This window comes from Mesorhizobium sp. M0633 (genome assembly GCF_040320645.1).
In the GTDB taxonomy this organism is placed as follows: domain Bacteria; phylum Pseudomonadota; class Alphaproteobacteria; order Rhizobiales; family Rhizobiaceae; genus Mesorhizobium.
Genome location: NZ_JAMYQC010000001.1, coordinates 105,208 through 121,433 on the forward strand (window position 1 = coordinate 105,208; position 16,226 = coordinate 121,433).

The 16,226-nt window shown below is 61.2% G+C and carries 16 protein-coding genes, 1 tRNA gene and 1 pseudogene; 5 read left to right on the plus strand and 13 right to left on the minus strand.

The features are described from left to right. From NKI47_RS00465 to NKI47_RS00500, 8 genes and pseudogenes are all read right to left on the minus strand, one after another. Positions 1–1,518, minus strand: coding sequence for a hydrogenase large subunit (locus tag NKI47_RS00465; RefSeq protein WP_352452926.1), 1,518 nt, complete (start codon positions 1,516–1,518; stop codon positions 1–3). An 18-nt stretch (positions 1,519–1,536) separates the two neighbouring features. Beyond that, positions 1,537–2,988, minus strand: a complete 1,452-nt coding sequence (locus NKI47_RS00470) for a hydrogenase 4 subunit F (RefSeq protein WP_352586697.1) — start codon at positions 2,986–2,988, stop codon at positions 1,537–1,539. Beyond that, on the minus strand, positions 2,985–3,647 hold the full coding sequence (locus NKI47_RS00475; RefSeq protein WP_023675519.1) for a hydrogenase-4 component E: 663 nt from the start codon (positions 3,645–3,647) through the stop codon (positions 2,985–2,987). Before NKI47_RS00475 ends, NKI47_RS00470 begins: the two co-directional genes overlap by 4 nt. Then, on the minus strand, positions 3,647–4,603 hold the full coding sequence (locus tag NKI47_RS00480; protein ID WP_352586699.1) for a respiratory chain complex I subunit 1 family protein: 957 nt from the start codon (positions 4,601–4,603) through the stop codon (positions 3,647–3,649). The genes NKI47_RS00475 and NKI47_RS00480 overlap by 1 nt, the downstream gene beginning before the upstream one ends. Continuing rightward, positions 4,594–6,615: a hydrogenase 4 subunit B gene (gene hyfB / locus NKI47_RS00485; RefSeq protein ID WP_502898013.1), complete on the minus strand. Its 2,022-nt coding sequence runs from the start codon at positions 6,613–6,615 to the stop codon at positions 4,594–4,596. The genes NKI47_RS00480 and hyfB overlap by 10 nt, the downstream gene beginning before the upstream one ends. Then, the gene (locus NKI47_RS00490; protein ID WP_023675522.1) at positions 6,612–6,926 is read right to left on the minus strand and encodes a helix-turn-helix domain-containing protein; all 315 of its coding nucleotides are present in this window, start codon (positions 6,924–6,926) and stop codon (positions 6,612–6,614) included. The genes hyfB and NKI47_RS00490 overlap by 4 nt, the downstream gene beginning before the upstream one ends. A 474-nt stretch (positions 6,927–7,400) precedes the next feature. Further along, a pseudogene (locus NKI47_RS00495) lies at positions 7,401–7,715 on the minus strand (YoaK family protein); the annotation flags it as partial. A 97-nt stretch (positions 7,716–7,812) separates the two neighbouring features. Then, positions 7,813–7,889: transfer RNA gene (locus NKI47_RS00500), tRNA-Met, on the minus strand. Positions 7,890–8,125: 236 nt separating this feature from the next. Here NKI47_RS00500 and NKI47_RS00505 point away from each other — a divergent pair. Next, on the plus strand, positions 8,126–9,085 hold the full coding sequence (locus NKI47_RS00505) for a Gfo/Idh/MocA family protein (RefSeq protein WP_352466761.1): 960 nt from the start codon (positions 8,126–8,128) through the stop codon (positions 9,083–9,085). A gap of 13 nt (positions 9,086–9,098) precedes the next feature. Here the strand turns inward: NKI47_RS00505 and mnmA are convergent, their stop codons facing one another. Further along, positions 9,099–10,289, minus strand: a complete 1,191-nt coding sequence (gene mnmA, locus NKI47_RS00510; RefSeq protein ID WP_352586701.1) for a tRNA 2-thiouridine(34) synthase MnmA — start codon at positions 10,287–10,289, stop codon at positions 9,099–9,101. Between the two features lie 260 nt (positions 10,290–10,549). Here mnmA and sciP point away from each other — a divergent pair, with 260 nt between their 5' ends. After that, the gene (gene sciP, locus NKI47_RS00515) at positions 10,550–10,825 is read left to right on the plus strand and encodes a CtrA inhibitor SciP (protein WP_023679563.1); all 276 of its coding nucleotides are present in this window, start codon (positions 10,550–10,552) and stop codon (positions 10,823–10,825) included. A 57-nt stretch (positions 10,826–10,882) separates the two neighbouring features. Here sciP and NKI47_RS00520 read toward each other — a convergent pair whose 3' ends face one another. Then, positions 10,883–11,809 carry an NADP-dependent oxidoreductase gene (locus NKI47_RS00520; protein ID WP_352586703.1) on the minus strand — a complete coding sequence of 309 codons (927 nt, stop codon included), beginning with the start codon at positions 11,807–11,809 and terminating at the stop codon, positions 10,883–10,885. Positions 11,810–11,902: 93 nt separating this feature from the next. Between NKI47_RS00520 and NKI47_RS00525 the strand changes: the two genes are divergently transcribed. After that, entirely contained in the window at positions 11,903–12,298 is a 396-nt protein-coding gene (locus NKI47_RS00525; protein WP_023679561.1) for a winged helix-turn-helix transcriptional regulator, read from the plus strand. A 61-nt stretch (positions 12,299–12,359) separates the two neighbouring features. Here NKI47_RS00525 and NKI47_RS00530 read toward each other — a convergent pair whose 3' ends face one another. Next, entirely contained in the window at positions 12,360–12,737 is a 378-nt protein-coding gene (locus NKI47_RS00530; RefSeq protein WP_023679560.1) for a flagellar export protein FliJ, read from the minus strand. Positions 12,738–13,189: 452 nt separating this feature from the next. Between NKI47_RS00530 and ctrA the strand changes: the two genes are divergently transcribed. Beyond that, positions 13,190–13,885, plus strand: coding sequence for a response regulator transcription factor CtrA (ctrA, locus tag NKI47_RS00535; RefSeq protein ID WP_006203583.1), 696 nt, complete (start codon positions 13,190–13,192; stop codon positions 13,883–13,885). Between the two features lie 104 nt (positions 13,886–13,989). Here ctrA and NKI47_RS00540 read toward each other — a convergent pair whose 3' ends face one another. Both NKI47_RS00540 and chpT read right to left on the minus strand, forming a co-directional pair. Further along, positions 13,990–14,358: a response regulator gene (locus NKI47_RS00540; protein ID WP_352586705.1), complete on the minus strand. Its 369-nt coding sequence runs from the start codon at positions 14,356–14,358 to the stop codon at positions 13,990–13,992. A 238-nt stretch (positions 14,359–14,596) separates the two neighbouring features. Then, positions 14,597–15,226, minus strand: coding sequence for a histidine phosphotransferase ChpT (gene chpT, locus NKI47_RS00545; RefSeq protein ID WP_023679558.1), 630 nt, complete (start codon positions 15,224–15,226; stop codon positions 14,597–14,599). A gap of 340 nt (positions 15,227–15,566) precedes the next feature. On the opposite strand from chpT, the gene NKI47_RS00550 reads away from it, so the two are divergent. Continuing rightward, positions 15,567–16,148 carry a DUF1134 domain-containing protein gene (locus NKI47_RS00550; protein WP_023679557.1) on the plus strand — a complete coding sequence of 194 codons (582 nt, stop codon included), beginning with the start codon at positions 15,567–15,569 and terminating at the stop codon, positions 16,146–16,148. Positions 16,149–16,226: the final 78 nt, after the last annotated feature.

Here is a 16,226-nt window from a genome sequence, read left to right on the forward strand (position 1 = left end):
TCAGAGATCATGGCCCGAATAAGAGCAGTTGAACGATTTGTTGCACAGCGGAAAGTCGGCAACGATGTTTCCTTCGATCGCCGCTTCAAGGAGCGGCCATTGAAACCATGACGGATCACGGAGGTGACAGCGCTCGACCAAGCCGCCCTTGCCAATGCGCAGCCAGGCCAGAATGTCGCCGCGGAAACCTTCGACGAGCGCCATGCCTTCATGCGATCGGTTTGTCTGCGCGAAATCGACGCGGATCGGCCCGTCTGGCAGTTGTCGCAGGACTTGTTCGATCAGGGACAGGCTCTGTTCGACCTCGTGGATACGAATCCATACACGGGCGTTCACATCGCCTTCCTGGAGGAGAGGTACATCGAAGGCGAGTTCGCCATAGGGTGGATAAGCGAGATTGCGTCGGGCATCGAAGTCCCGACCGGAGGCCCGGCCAACGTAGCCTCCGGCGCGATATTGACGAGCGAGTTCCACCTTCAGCCGGCCAGTTGCGACAGTCCGATCCTGCAGCGACGCCGTGTTGTCGTAAAGCTCGACCAGCGCGGGAAACCGCTGCCTGATCTCTGCGATCAGGGACCTGAGCGCTGTCGTGCCCTCATCGCTCAGGAAGCTTGCCACGCCTCCGGGCACGATGCAGTCGCGCATCAAACGATGACCGAAGGCAGCATCGCTTGCCCGCAATACGCGCTCACGCAGCACCCCACAGTGGGCATGCATGAGCGCGAAGGCGGCATCATTGCAGATAGCGCCGATGTCGCCCAGATGATTGGCCAGGCGCTCCAACTCGGCCATGAGCGCTCGCAGCCAGACCGCGCGTGGGGGAACCTGGACACCCAGCGCCGCCTCGACCGCGCGGGCAAAAGCGAGGGAGTATGCCACGGTACTGTCGCCAGAGGTTCTGCCCGCCAATTTGGCTGCACGGTCGATGTCGGACCCCGCCATCAGGCCTTCTATACCCTTGTGCGCGTATCCGAGGCGCTGCTCCAGCCGGACGACCGTTTCACCGCTCGCCGTGAACCGGAAATGGCCCGGCTCGATGATGCCGGCATGCACGGGCCCGACCGGGATCTGATGCAGGCTCTCCCCCTCTGCAGGCAGGAAACTGTACGGGAAGGCAGTCGCAGCAGACGTCCGGACGCGGGTACTCAACGGATAGCTGACACCCCAGTGGCCATGATCAAGCCACCGTCTCGTATCAGGCGCGCCTTGTGGCAGGAGCCCGAACAGGTCAGCAGCCGCACGTTCGAGCCGCAGTGCGGGCGGATGCAGCCGGCCGACCGATGGGTAGCGGCCACTGGGGCATTCCAGGCTGACGACGCCGATGTCCCCGGCGCTTTCATCGAGAAGTGCCATGTGGACGGCGCCTGGCTCACCCCATAGGCCGAGCAAGCTCCAGTGGCCCTCGGCCAGTTGCTCGACGGCAAAGCCCCATTTTTTCGGAGTCACCACGGCGCGCGACCACGGGAAATGATTTTCGACACGTTGGCCAGCAAGGATGAGGTCGATCAGCGCGGGCATGCTCTTTCTCTCCTCTGCTCACCCCAGGATACTTGCGAGGTGCTGGAACCATGTGACCAGCGGTGGCGGCAGATAGATGCCGGCGGCAAACACCAACGCCAAGTGGGAATACATCGGAATGTAGGACGCCTCGGCGGGTGCAGTGCTGCCGCGCGGTTCGCCGAAAGCGACGCCGGTCAGTCGAAGCAGCAGGGCGCCGAAAGCGAGCAGAATCCCGAAAACCAACGGCATCGCCAAAAGAGGGTGTCTTGCAAATGTCGAACTCACGACCAGGAATTCGCTCATAAAGATACCGAGCGGAGGGAGGCCGGCAATGGCAACGACGCCGATGACGAGCGCCCAGCCAAGGGCAGGATGTGTTTCCGTCAGTCCCCGGATTTCGGCGATGTTCTGTGTCCCCTTGACCTGGGCAATGTGGCCGACCGTGAAAAAGATCGCCGACTTGGTCAGGCTGTGCATGACCATGTGCAGCAGCCCGGCAAAATTGGCGAGCGGGCCTCCTATGCCGAAGGCGAACACGATGATGCCCATGTGCTCGATCGAGGAGTACGCGAACAGGCGTTTGATGTCGCGGCGGCGGTAGAGCATGAAGGCCGCGAAGACAAGCGACGTCAGTCCCATCGTGATCATCAATGGCCCAGGTGCGATCGCTTCCGGGCTTGCCGCGAGCAACAGCTTGAAGCGCAGCACGGCATAGAGTGCGACGTTTAACAGCAAGCCCGACAGCACTGCGGAAATCGGCGTTGGACCCTCAGCATGCGCGTCTGGCAGCCAGGCATGTAAGGGCGCAAGGCCGACCTTCGTCCCGTAGCCGAGCAGCAGAAAGATGAAGGCGACATTGAGCAGAGCCGGATCGAAGCGCGCGGCGTGAGCGATGAGCACCGTCCAGACCATCGCATTCGTCCCCTCGCCAACAACCGGCTGTGCAGCCATGTAGACGAGGATGGTGCCGAACAGTGCGAGCGCGATGCCGACGCTGCCCAGAATGAAATATTTCCAGGCTGCCTCCAGCGCTTCGTGCGTGCGGTAGATGCCGACCATGAGCACGGTGGTCAGCGTGGCAAGCTCCACCGCCACCCACATCAAGCCAATATTGTTCGACACGAACGCCAGGTTCATGCCGAACATCATGACCTGGTACATTGCGTGATAAAACCGCAAGTTCGGGACTGTCAGCCGCCCGCTCTCCAGTTCGTGGGCAATGTAGGAAGCGCTGAAGACGCTGGTGGTGAAGCCGACGAATGTGTTGAGCACGATGAAGACGATGTTGAGATCGTCGACGAGCAGATACTGCCCAGGCTGCGGGCGGTCGGTGACAAGAAGCGACAGTGCGGCGAGCAAGGTCAGCAAGCTCGCAGCGACATTGACGCCCGCCGATATCCGGTATTTCGGCAGCGCCGCCAGAAGTGCGGCCGCGAAGACCGGTATCAGCAAAATGGCGGCCACCGCATCGAGGGAAAACGCGGTCAACGGTGTTCTCCCCTGTAGTCGTCGAGCGCGCCGACATCCACCGAATCGAACCTCTCGCGGATGCGGAACAGGAAGACTCCGATGACGATGAAGGCGATAAGGATCGAGAAGGCGACACTGATCTCGACGACCAGAGGCATGCCCTTGGCCCCCGTGGCGGCGAGGACCAGACCGTTCTCGAGCGACATGAATCCGACAACTTGGCTGACGGCGTTGCGGCGGGTGACCATCACCAGCAGCCCCAGCAAAATGATGGACAGCGCGAAAGCCAGGTCCTCGCGGGCGAGGGGATCAGCCTCGGGAGTGACGCGCAGCATCAGGACCATGGACAGGGTCACCAGGCCTATCCCCGCAAGCATCGTCGTACCGATGCCGACGGCGGTCTCGACGTCACGATGGATGCCGAGCCGCTGAATGATGCGATGAAGCCCTACAGGAATGACGATCGCCTTGAAGACGAGGGCGATCGCCGCCGTGACGTAGAGATGATGCGCGTCCTGAATGTATGCCTGCCAAGCTACGGACAGGGCCAGCACGATTGCATGAAGCGCAAAAACGTTGATCAGAGCAAAGAGGCGATCCTGATACAGCATCATGAAACTGACCAGCACCAGGCCGCCGGCGAGCAGGTGAGCGATGTCGAAGGTGAGGCCGTTCATCAGAGGCTCCGCGAGACGAACAGCAGGAGCGTGCCGAGCAGGGCCAGCATCAGCGCTGCCCCGAGGAAATCCGGGACGCGGAAGACGCGCATCTTGGCGATGGCAGTCTCAAACACGGCGAGGAGAACGCCACAGACGGCAAGCTTGCCGACATAGGCGACGACACCCGGAGCAAGGGATTCCAGGCCTGCCCCGGCCCTCGCCAGTCCCCAAGGTAGGAAGACGCAGGAAATCAGCGACACATAGAGCAGAAGCTTGAGGAAGGCGGCAAACTCGATCATCGCCAGATGGCGACCGGAATATTCCAGCACCATCGCCTCATGAACCATGGCGAGTTCCAGATGGGTCGATGGGTTGTCCACGGGTATGCGGGCGTTTTCGGCGATCGCCACCATCACGAGGGCGATGAGCGACATCCCGAGCGACACCCGCAAGCCAACCTCCGGTGACCCCATGAAGGCGGCGACCGTTGAGAGTTGCGTAGCACCCGCGACGAGCGCCAGGCTGAACACGATGAGCAGCATGGCGGGTTCGGCCAGCGAAGCGATCATCACCTCGCGGCTCGAGCCGATGCCGCCGAAGCTCGTGCCGACGTCCATGCCTGCCAGCGCCAGGAAGAACCGGGCGCTTCCCAGCAGTGCGACAATGGCTATGAGATCGGCGGTCCAACTGAATGTGAGGCCGGCGGCGAATGTCGGGATGAGCGCCGCGCCGACCCAGGTGGTGGCAAAGATCAGATAGGGCGTCACGCGAAACAGCCAGGATGCGTTGTCCGCCAGAACGACTTCCTTGCGCATCAGCCGCAAGAGATCGCGGTAAGGTTGGATCAGGGAAGGACCCTGGCGGCGCAAGAGCCGTGCCTTCACCTTGCGGACGAATCCGGTCAGGAGCGGCGCCAGCAAAAGCACCAGCGCCATCTGCGCGCCTTGAACGGCCAACTCGAGAATCACGGCCATAGTGCGAGCACCAGGAGCAGGACAATGAGAAAGAGAAAGACGAGCGTCAGGTAGCGCCTGATCGTCAGGAACTGCAGATGGTTGAGGTGGTCGGTCGCAAAGTCGAGGGCCCGGCCGATAGGCAGGTACAGCGTCTCCCAGATCACATCATGCATTTCGACATTCAGACGAGCCGGACCGGTCTCGCCAGGTGCCGGCATTTCGACGGTTTCCCTTGCACGGAATACGAACGTGCCGAAGACGCGGCGGATAGGCTGCGCGAAACTGACGGCCGTGTACTGCGAGCTCGGGACCACATCCGGGAAGCCACAACCCCAGGCGGGACCCCGACGGAGTGCATGTGATGCAAAGCGATGGATCACATATGCCGCAGCGGATGCGGAAAAGGCGATGAACAGGAACACCAACAGGCCGTTGTAGGAACTGCGGCTCGCTGCAATCGGCACGATAGACAGCCAGGGCTGGGCCATCTGCACAGGCATCCGACTGCCGATCAGTGGCAGTGTCACCGATGAGAGGCCGTCTATCACAAGACCGGGCAGAATGCCGGCCAGGAGACAAAGGGCAGCGAGAATGAACATTGCCGCCAGCGAGTAGCGGTCGACCTCATGCGCCAGTTCCACCGCGGCCGAGCGTGGCCGGCCGAGGAATGTAATCCCGAACGCCTTTACAAAGCAGGCCGCGGCCAGTGCCGCTGACAGCGCCAGCAGACCGCCAACGGCGGGCACCATGACCTTCAGTCCCCATTGTGGCAGATCGGGGCTCTGCAATATGGCCTGAAAGGCCAGCCATTCGGAGACGAAGCCGTTGAAGGGTGGAAGTGCCGAGATCGCGACGCAACCGACGAGAAAGGCAAAACTTGTAAAGGGCATGCGGTGGATGAGACCGCCCAGCTTCTCCATATCCCGCTCTCCGGTTGCCGTCAGCACGGCGCCCGCGCCGAAAAACAGCAGGCTCTTGAAAAAGGAATGGTTGAGGACGTGGAACAGCGCGGCGGTGAGCGCCAGCGCTGCAGCCGACGGCATGGCGTTCGCCTTGAAAGCGAGCGCGAGACCAAGGCTTACGAAGATGACGCCGATGTTTTCAATGGTGCTATAGGCAAGCAGTCGCTTCAGGTCCTTTTCCATCAGCGCGTAGAGGATGCCCAGAACCGCCGTCAGGCCGCCAAGGAAAAGCACGGCAACGCCCGACCACCATGCCGGCTCACCGAGCAGATCGAAAATAACGCGTATGAAGCCATAGACTGCGACCTTGGTCATCACGCCGCTCATGAGAGCCGAGACGTGGCTTGGCGCGGCCGGATGAGCGAGTGGCAGCCAAACGTGCAGCGGGACGAGTCCAGCCTTGGAGCCGGCGCCCAGCAGCATGAGAACCAGGACGAAAGCAGCGGCGAACGGGGTGGGGTCGGCGGCTCGCATCGCGTCGAATGTGTAGGTTCCATCGGATCCGGCGAGCAGGCCGAACGCAAGCAGCAGCGCGAGTGTGCCGAAGCTTGCCATCACGAGATAGATGTAGCCCGCCCGCGCATTGTCCTGCTCGCGATGGTGCGCCATGACGAGCGCCCAGGAGGCGAGCGACATGAATTCCCAAGAAAGCAGGAAAGTGAAGGCGTCGTCGGCCACCACGACAAGGTTCATTCCGGCTAGGAAAGCCGGGAAGAACGGCAGCACCCGATGCGGCGCAGACTCATGCCTGCCGTAGCCGAGGCCATAAAGGCTGGCCATGGAGCCGCCGAAGTTGACGACGATGAGGAAGAAAGTCGAGAGCGCATCCAAACGGAAATGAGCGCCAATCCATGGCAATCCAAGAGGCAACACCACAGTCGACGGGGTGACGGGATTGTCGGCGATGCGGCTCGCGAGAACCATGAGCACGGCCGCCGATATACCTAGCGTCAAGCCGTAGATCAGGCGTGTTCCCGAGTCCGATCTGCGGCTTTCCGCAATCGCAAGCACCGCAGTCCCCAGGAGCGCAGCAACGCCCCACAGGAGGACCGCGGCCCCCGAAATCACGCCACGCTCCTCACGGGGAGTTTGGCATCCGTATCGACCCCGCCAAGGATTTTGGCGGGGTCAAAATCCGCTTTCAGTCGCACGCCGCGCCCGCCGATTTGGCTGGAGGCGCCTTCAGCGATCAATTCCACGCCGGCGAGGTCAAGTGCCCCGATCAGCTTCATGAGAGAATCGACGTTACCCCGAATAATCGACTCGCTGGCTTCCATGCGTTGAATTGTCGGCACGGAAAGACCGGACAATTCGGCAAGCCTGCGCTGGTCGATGCCAAGGAGCGCCCTCGCGGCACGCAACTGTGGAGCAGTTATCACGGTCGCATCCCCCTTTTTGATCAGCTTTGAGATATTATCTCTACGTCTTGCAGCATATATTAAAATGCGGCGCATTCAATTAATGATGCGTGACGCATCTGTCTTGAGGCTGTAGAAAACCGGGCGATACGCCCTGCGCCTCGAACCAAAGCCATGCGGCCATTCCCGTCACGGCCAGTCTTGTCGCCAGCCATCTCGGATTGCGCGTGATGGGCTGGCAATGGGCCTTATCTCGGCCGGCCACTCGATTGGAGCCGCCGCGGGCGCGTTCCTGGGCGGCTATCTCTTCGACCTCACTCTACGTTATGAGTGGGTATGGCGGAGTTCGCTTGCTCTTGCCGTTGGGCCGGTTTCATCGTGTTCGTGCTTCAGGATCGGCCAAAACAGATAGCTGCCGAAATCCAGGAACAGCGCCTTCGCGAATGTGCTGCCAAATCTGGCATGCAGCAAAGCTCTGCAGCGCTATTGCCAAAGCCGCCTCATGCGAACGGAGACGTCCTCCAGGACTGGCATGGAGGCCAGCACAAGGAGAATGGCCGCGAGAAACAACGTCGCCGCGAAGCCGACATGCTTGAAACCCACAGCGCCGATGACGCCGCCGAGAAAGAACAATGCCACAAGCGACGCAAGCAGCCTCAGCTTTCTTCGATCTGCCTTCACGAACAGTTCGTCCGAGTCATTGCCTGAGATGTTCCAATAAAGCAGCTTGCCGAGTTCAATGCCCATGTCAGTCACCAGGCCAATGACATGCGTTGTCCGGATTCTGGCTTCCGACAGCTTGGTGATGATGGTGCAAAACCGGGTGTCAAAATTGCAAAATCGCGCGACCCGCTACATGAGACGACTGGCACCGTACATCTCTATGTATCTGATTTTTCTTGGAATTTGGTAGCGGGAGAGGGACTTGAACCCCCGACCCCAGGATTATGATTCCCGTGCTCTAACCAACTGAGCTACCCCGCCAAGGCGGCGAAGGCCCGAAATCCAGCTTAAATCGGCAGGCATATCGGCGCGTTCGCCAAGGTCGCGCGGATATAAGGTTGCGAGGCCAAGCCTGTCAAGCATCGAAGTGGCTGCCGCGCCGGCATATTGCTGGCGCCTAAAGCTTTGCCGGGCAGACATTTGGGCGCACAGGCCGGGGTTGAGTTCAGCGAGGCACGTCGCTATGTCTCGGCCACGAAAGCCATGGTCATGAATTGATGAAACCGCGCATTGCAGTCCTCGGTTGCGGATACTGGGGCAGCAACCACATCCGCACCCTAAAGGCGCTCGGCGCGCTGCATGCGGTTTCGGACGTCAACCCCGCGCGTGCGGAGGGTTTTGCCAGCGAGCAGGATTGCCTGGCGATAGAGCCGGAGGCGCTGTTTGCCCGCGACGATGTCGACGCCATTGTCATGGCGCTGCCGCCGCAGTTCCATGCCGACATGGCGGTGCGCGCCGTGCTCGGCGGCAAGGACGTGCTGGTGGAGAAGCCGATCGCGCTGACGGTGGCCGATGCCGAACGCTCGGTGCAGGCGGCCGCCGATAATGGCCGTGTCTTCATGGTCGGCCACGTGCTGCGCTTTCATCCCGCCTTCGAGACGCTGAAGGCGCTGATCGACAATGGCGAACTCGGCGAAGTCCGCTACATCCATTCGCATCGGCTCGGCCTCGGCAAGTTCCACACCGAAAACGACGCGCTATGGGATCTGGCGCCGCACGATCTGTCGATGATCCTGGCCATCACCGGCACCGAACCGGTCGAAGTGCGCGGCGAAGGCGCTGCTCTTCTCGACAATCTCAGCGACTTTGCGCATCTGCACATGCGCTTTCCCAACGGCCTGCGCGGCCATCTGTTCGCCTCGCGGCTCAACCCTTACCGCGAACGGCGGCTGACCGTTGTCGGCACCAAGGCGATGGCGGTGTTCGACGATGTCGAGCCGTGGGAGCGCAAGCTTGCCGTCTATCGCCACGCGGTGTGGCAGGACAGCGGCCAATGGGCGTTCACCGCCAACGAGCCGTCCTATGTCGCGGTCGGTGAGGGCATGCCGCTGACGCGCGAGCTGGAGCATTTCATCCACTGCATCGAGACGCGGGCCGAACCGCGCACCAGCGGCGAGGAGGCCATCCGCGTGCTGCGCATCCTGACCGCCGGCACCGTCGCCCATACAAGGCCCTGAGAGAAAACGCCGTCTATTCGGCGGGAACCCGCGCCGGCTGGACGGCAAGCCGCGTCAGCATCGCCTCGGCCTCGGCGCCGCGCTCGGAGCGCTCGATGAAGCCGCCGCCGAACACGCGCGCCTCGTTGCCATCGTCGGAATAGAGCACGCAAGCCTGACCGGGCGCGATGCCGGATTCGCCGTCGACCAGTTCCACCGAAGTGACACCGGCGCGGTGATGCAGCACGGCCGGGCGCGGCGGCCGCGTCGAGCGCACCTTGGCGAAAAGCTCAAGCCCGGCCGCCGGGATAGCGGTCAGCGGGCCATCGCCCAGCCAGTTCATGTTGCGCAAGAAGATCTTGTGGGTCTCCAGCGCCTCGCGCGGGCCGACGACGACGCGGGCCCGGTCGGCGTCGAGATGAACGACGTAGAGCGGCTCGCCCGAGGCGATGCCGATGCCGCGGCGCTGACCGACGGTGTAGCGCAAAATGCCCTCGTGGCGGCCAAGCACGCGCCCGTCTATATGGACGATGTCGCCCGGATTGGCGGCAGCCGGCTTCAGCTTGGCGATGATGTCGGAATACTTGCCCTGCGGCACGAAGCAGATGTCCTGGCTGTCCTGCTTGGCCGCAACCGTCAGTCCCATCTCCTCGGCGATGGCGCGAACCTCAGGCTTCGACAGGCCGCCGAGCGGAAAACGCAGATAGTCGATCTGCGCCTGGGTTGTGGCGAACAGGAAGTAGCTCTGGTCGCGGTCGGCGTCGACCGGCCGGTAAAGCGCGCGGTGGGCGCCATTGGCGCCGGAACGGATGTAGTGGCCGGTCGCCAGCGCGTCGGCGCCGAGTTCCTTGGCGGTCGCAAGAAGGTCGGCGAATTTCACCGTCTGATTGCAGGAAACGCAAGGGATCGGAGTTTCGCCGGCGACATAGCTCTCGGCGAACGGGTCGATCACCGCCTTGCGGAAGCGCTCCTCGTAATCGAGGACGTAATGCGGGATGCCGAGCGTCTCGGAGACGCGGCGGGCATCGTCGATGTCCTGGCCGGCGCAGCATGAGCCGGCCCGGTGCGTTGCCGCGCCGTGGTCATAAAGCTGCAGCGTGACGCCGACGACGTCGTAGCCCTCGCGCTTCAGGAGGCCGGCAACGACCGACGAATCGACACCGCCCGACATGGCGACGACGACGCGGGTGTTTTCGGGGCATCCGGGAAGATCGAGGCTGTTCATGGTTCTTTCGTTCTGCGCGGCGCTTCAATGCCAATGGCCGGAATATAGGTCAAGCGTCTCGGCTGCGCCAGCTTTGCCGGGCCGGCTCATTTTCCTGCCGGGTTCAATGCGCTTGCCGGCAGATGTTTCAAATGCCGATGAAAAGGCTAACGCCGCGTTCATGATCCTTACCTAACCATTAGGGTCTGCTTAGGCAAATTTTAAAGCTGTGGCGGTAATGTGGTGGGGATTGGGTCTTTGAGTTTTTTGTAGAGAGTACGATGACCGATCTAATTAGACCGCGAGTCAAATATGTTATCGGGCCAGACGGCAGCCCACTTACCATCGCCGATCTGCCGCCGACAAACACACGTCGCTGGGTTATCCGGCGCAAGGCGGAAGTGGTGGCGGCGGTGCGTGGCGGGCTTTTGAGCCTCGAAGAGGCATGCCAGCGCTACAAGCTCACCACCGAGGAATTCCTGTCCTGGCAAGCGTCGATCGACGAATACGGCCTTGCCGGCCTGCGCACCACGCGCATCCAGCAATACCGGCATTAGGCCGATAAGGGCGCTGATCAGCGCCCTTACGTTTGCGAGGGGCGACGATCTGCAATTTCAGACCGTCAGCACCACCTTGCCGATCGGCCTGGTGGCGAGAAAGGCATGGGCGGCACCGGCCTGTTCGAGCGGAAACGCCTTTGCCACGTGGACGGCCAGCTTTTTCGCGTCGATCAATTTGCCGAGCTCCACCAGAGCGGCACGGTCGGGCACTACGGACATGCGCTCGACGCGGATGCCTCGCGTCCTGGCCTTTGCCTTGGTGGCATCGCTGACATCGAGCAGCGACACCAGAACGCCGCCGGCCGTGAGCACTTTCAGTGATTGCTCCGCATGCACGCCGCCGAACGGGTCCAGAACCAGATCGATGTCGCGGGCCTTCCCGGTGAAATCATCCCTTGTGTAGTCGATCACCTCGTCGGCGCCGAGCGAGCGGACGAAATCGAGCTTTTCCGGGCTGGCGGTCGCGACGACGTAAGCGCCGTGCGCCTTGGCGATCTGCACCGCCAGATGGCCGACGCCGCCGGCTCCGGCGTGGATCAGCACGCGCTTGCCAGAATCGAGCCGGCCATGGCGGACAAGGCCTTGCCAGGCCGTCAGGCCGGCCAGCGGCAGCGCGGCGGCTTGCGCGTGATCTATGCCTTCAGGTTTCGGCGCAAGCTCATCAGCCGGGACAGCGGCGAGTTCGGCGTAGGCTGCCGCCTGTTTGGGAAAGCGCGTCATGCCGAACACGGCATCGCCGACCTTGAGGCCGGAGACGCCGGAGCCCAGCGCCTCGACAACTCCCGAAACGTCCCAGCCAAGGACAAAAGGCGGCTCGCCAAGCAGCGGATAGTGGCCGCCGCGCACCGCACCATCGACCGGATTGATGCCGGACGCCTCGATGCGGACGAGCACTTCGCCGGCCTCGGGTGATGGCGCGGGGCGATCGGCAATGACGAGGACGTCGGGTCCGCCGAAGGAATTCTGGATAATGGCACGCATGGAAGGCTCTCCTGCTGGTTTTGATGTGCCACTATCACTTGGATAGTTACATTCTCTTGTCTAGTATGTACCTTTTTGATATATACGCACCTCATGGATAGTGAAGATGTTTCCCCTTTCGGCTATGACGCCTTTCGGCGGTCGTGCCCGTCACACGCCGTGCTCGAGACGCTCGCCAGCAAATGGGTCCACCTTGTGATCTGTGCGCTGCGCCGCGGCCGGCTTCGCAACGGCGAACTGGCGCGCAAGCTCGAAGGCGTCACGCCGAAAATGCTGACGCAGACCCTGCGCATCCTCGAACGCGACGGCCTTGTGCGGCGCGAAATCTTCCCGGTCATTCCACCGCGAGTCGAATACGAGCTGACCGAACTCGGCCAGAACCTGGCAGGACTGCTCGATCAGATCAGAGCCTGGTCGGAGCAGCATGTGCCCGACATCAAGGATGCCCGCGCGCGGGCGGCGGAACACCAAGAATATCTGGGTGCCTGAGGCCGGCACCGTTCGGTGCGCAGCAATGGCGCTCAAGCGCGGCGCGCGTTAAAGCCTTGTTTTAGCCGATCATGGCGCTGCGGCTGCCGGCTTCCGTGTCGCGCGTCTTGGTGTCCCGCGATTCCAGCATCTCGGCCTTGGAAAGCTCGGCTTCGGCCTCGCTCAGCAATGATTCGGCGACATTTCGCTGCTGGGCGAGGTCGCTTTGCGAATTCCTGAGGTTGTCGCGGCGCAGGCGTGCCGCCTTGGCGAAGGTCGGATAAGCAAAATGATTGATATCGGTGATGCCGGCCTTCTTCTCTTCGGCGGCGATCTGAAGTTCCAGCTCGACGGCCATGCGCTCGAATTCGGCGATCATCATGTCGAGCTGCAGCAGCTGCCGCCGCTTCTCGCTCACCTGAAATTGCTTCAGCCGAACGAGGTTTTCACGTGACTTCATGATTCGGTACTCCCGGAAACGCACACCTGCACATATCGTCCAATTCACCCGGCAAGGCCCAGGCCTGACCCCGTTTCCACCGGCTTTCCCCGAACTATGGGAAACAAACTCCTAAAGTTTTTTGCCGGCGGTAACCATTCGTTTACGGGCATTGTTAATCATACGGCTCAGGACTTAAGGGCGGGTAAAAATTCTGCTTCTCGTCGCGAAACCTGGCCAACGAGTCCGAAGAGTCACTTAGTCTGGCTTATTAATGTGCCGCATTAACGGTTTGGGTCTGTGATTCGTTATTGGATTCAACAAGGTGTAGAAAGGGGTTAAAAAATCTGATACCGTCACGGACGGGGAATTAGGTTTTATTAACCATTCGATGGCAGCCTCTGCTCAGGGCAATCACTGCTCCGGTCCTGGACGGGTCGTGAAATGGTCCGGCAGCAGAAAAGGGGAATGAAATGCGCGTTCTGCTGATAGAAGACGACAGTGCAACCGCACAAAGCATCGAGCTGATGCTGAAATCAGAAAGTTTCAATGTCTATACGACCGACCTTGGCGAAGAGGGTGTCGATCTAGGCAAGCTTTATGATTACGACATCATTCTCCTCGACCTCAACCTCCCCGACATGTCGGGCTACGAAGTGTTGAGAACACTCCGCCTTTCCAAGGTGAAGACGCCGATCCTCATCCTCTCCGGCATGGCCGGCATCGAGGACAAGGTGCGCGGCCTCGGCTTCGGCGCCGACGATTACATGACCAAGCCCTTCCACAAGGACGAACTGGTCGCCCGCATCCATGCCATCGTGCGGCGTTCCAAGGGCCATGCCCAGTCGGTCATCACCACCGGCGACCTGGTGGTCAATCTCGATGCCAAGACCGTTGAAGTCGGTGGCCAGCGCGTCCATCTGACCGGCAAGGAATATCAGATGCTGGAACTGCTCTCGCTGCGCAAGGGCACCACGCTGACCAAGGAAATGTTCCTCAACCATCTCTATGGCGGCATGGATGAGCCGGAGCTGAAGATCATCGACGTCTTCATCTGCAAGCTGCGCAAGAAGCTCGACGCCGCGTCTGGCGGGCAGAATTACATCGAGACCGTCTGGGGCCGCGGCTATGTGCTGCGTGAGCCTGAAGATATCCGGGTCAGCGCCTGAAGCAAGGGCATGATCCCAAAATGGGCGCCGGCTTTCGGAAAAGAACCTGGTAAAACAACGAGATAGAGCTCATCCCGATTTCATCGAGATTGAACAGGCTCTGATCAGGCGGCAATCTTCAAGGCGCGGAAGCACTCGAGCAGTTGCGGCCGGTTGAACGGCTTCAGCAGGTAGCCCTGGGCGCCGGCGCGCTTTGCCCGCATGATCGCCCCGACGTCGACCTCGACCAGCGAAATCAAAACCTGCGGCGCTACCGGGCTTTCCATGGCGCGCACGCGGCGGATGAGGTCCTGCGCCTGCATGTCCGGCAAGGCGCCGTCGACGACGATGATATCAGGCATGTCGACCGCGCACATCTCGATCGCCTCATGGCCGCTGGCGGCTTCGATCACCATCATGCCGGAACCGCCCAGGATACGCCTTGCAACCTTCCTGATGACGCTCGAATTGTCGACGAACATGCAGCGTTTCATTCCCGGACCCTCTTTGCCATGCGGCAAACCGACAGCGTCGTGGCATCTGCCGGGGAACATAGGCCGATCTGGTAAAGAAGCCGAAAAGCCGTTAGGTAAAATTTTCCTGAAGGTGTTTTAAGCGAAATCTTCTTTCGCAATGCTTCACGCAATTAATCTGCAAGCCGGTCTCACAGATGTTAAGACGACGCCGCAAATATGATTTGGAGAAAATACTTTTCCGGCTCTTAGCAGAACTTCAGACTGCAGAAAGGACGATCTCGTCGGCGGTCGCATGGATCGAAATCGTCATGTTGGCTTCGCGGGCCAGGAGCAGCGTGTAATAGGGCTGCACCGAATGCGCGTCGATCGGCTCTTCCGGCCTGTGGCCGGAATGCAATTCCAGGAATTTGGGCGGCACGCGGAGCATCGGGCCGCTCGCCGCGAGCGCAAAGCGCGGCTCGGTCTCGAGGTTCTCCAGCGTGACCACCAGCCTGCCGCCGCGCGGAATGGCGGCGTTAGCGACGAGGATGAGATTGAGCAGCAGCTTGACCTTGTTCTTGGGCAACAGTGCGCGGGTTCCGTTCCAGATCAGTTCCGGCTTCTCGTTCTTCAGGAAGGCGATGGCCACGGCCTCGGCGTCCCCGGTGTCGATCAGCATGCCGGCGGAACCGGCGGCGCCGAAGGCGATGCGGGCGAATTGCAGGCGGGCGGAGGCGTTTTTGGCGCTTTGGCGGATCAGCTTCATGGCGTCTTCGTCGGCGCCGCCTTCGTCGAGCAGCTCAAGCCCGTTGTTTATGGCGCCGACCGGCGAAATGATGTCGTGGCAGACCCGGCTGCACAGCAGCGCTGCCAGATCGGGTGCGGAAAGGGTGAAAAGCTCGGCCATCGGCAAAAATCCCTGCAAATTTCACAACACAATGACCGGGCGATCATGATCACGCCTGTCCACACGAATCACGCTCTCTCCCAAGCATTCTGAATACACAGCGCTTGTGCGTGCAGCAACAAATCCGAAATCATGATTGTCGAAAATGGCGTGTTCACGCAGCAGGGTGCTGCGCGGGCGATGTGAAAACAGCCTTCGAACCGCCATCTTCATGTGGGAGTTTAATGGTTGAAAAAGGATTACGGCATAGTTTGCCCCTAACAGTCATCCTTAACGGCCGCCAAAGAGCCGTACGGGTGCGAGGCGTCGGCGAAAGTGCTCCCTGACGGAGATTGGAAGCATGGTTTCCCGATTCTACGACCGGACTTTTTTCCGTGTCATCTCAATGACGATCGCGCTCATCGGCCTTGTCGCCTTTTCGGCATCGGCCGCGCGGGCGCAGGAATACACCGCGCAGGAGATCGTCGATTCCGGTCATAAATTCTTCGGCGCGACATCGGGCGGGCTCGCCACCGTCGTCGAGAAGATTTTCGCCACCTATGGCCTGCCGAACGGCTATCTGCTCGGCGAAGAGGGGTCCGGGGCGCTGATCGGTGGCCTGACCTATGGCGAAGGCACGCTCTACACCAAGAATGCCGGCGACCACAAAGTGTTCTGGCAAGGCCCGTCGCTCGGCTGGGATTTCGGCGGCGAGGGCTCGCGCGTCATGATGCTGGTCTACAATCTCGACGATGTGAGCAGCCTCTATAATCGTTTTGGCGGCGTCGCCGGCTCCGCCTATGTCGTCGCCGGCGTCGGTTTCAACGTGCTGAAGAACAACAATGTGCTGCTCGTGCCGATCCGTACCGGCGTCGGCGCCCGTCTCGGCGTCAATCTCGGCTACCTCAAGCTCACCCAACGCGCGACCTGGAATCCGTTCTGACCTGCATGATGGCGCCACTGCGATTGGAGCTGTGATCCCACGGTCTGAGCTTTGCCGCGGCATACTCTTGCCGTGGCG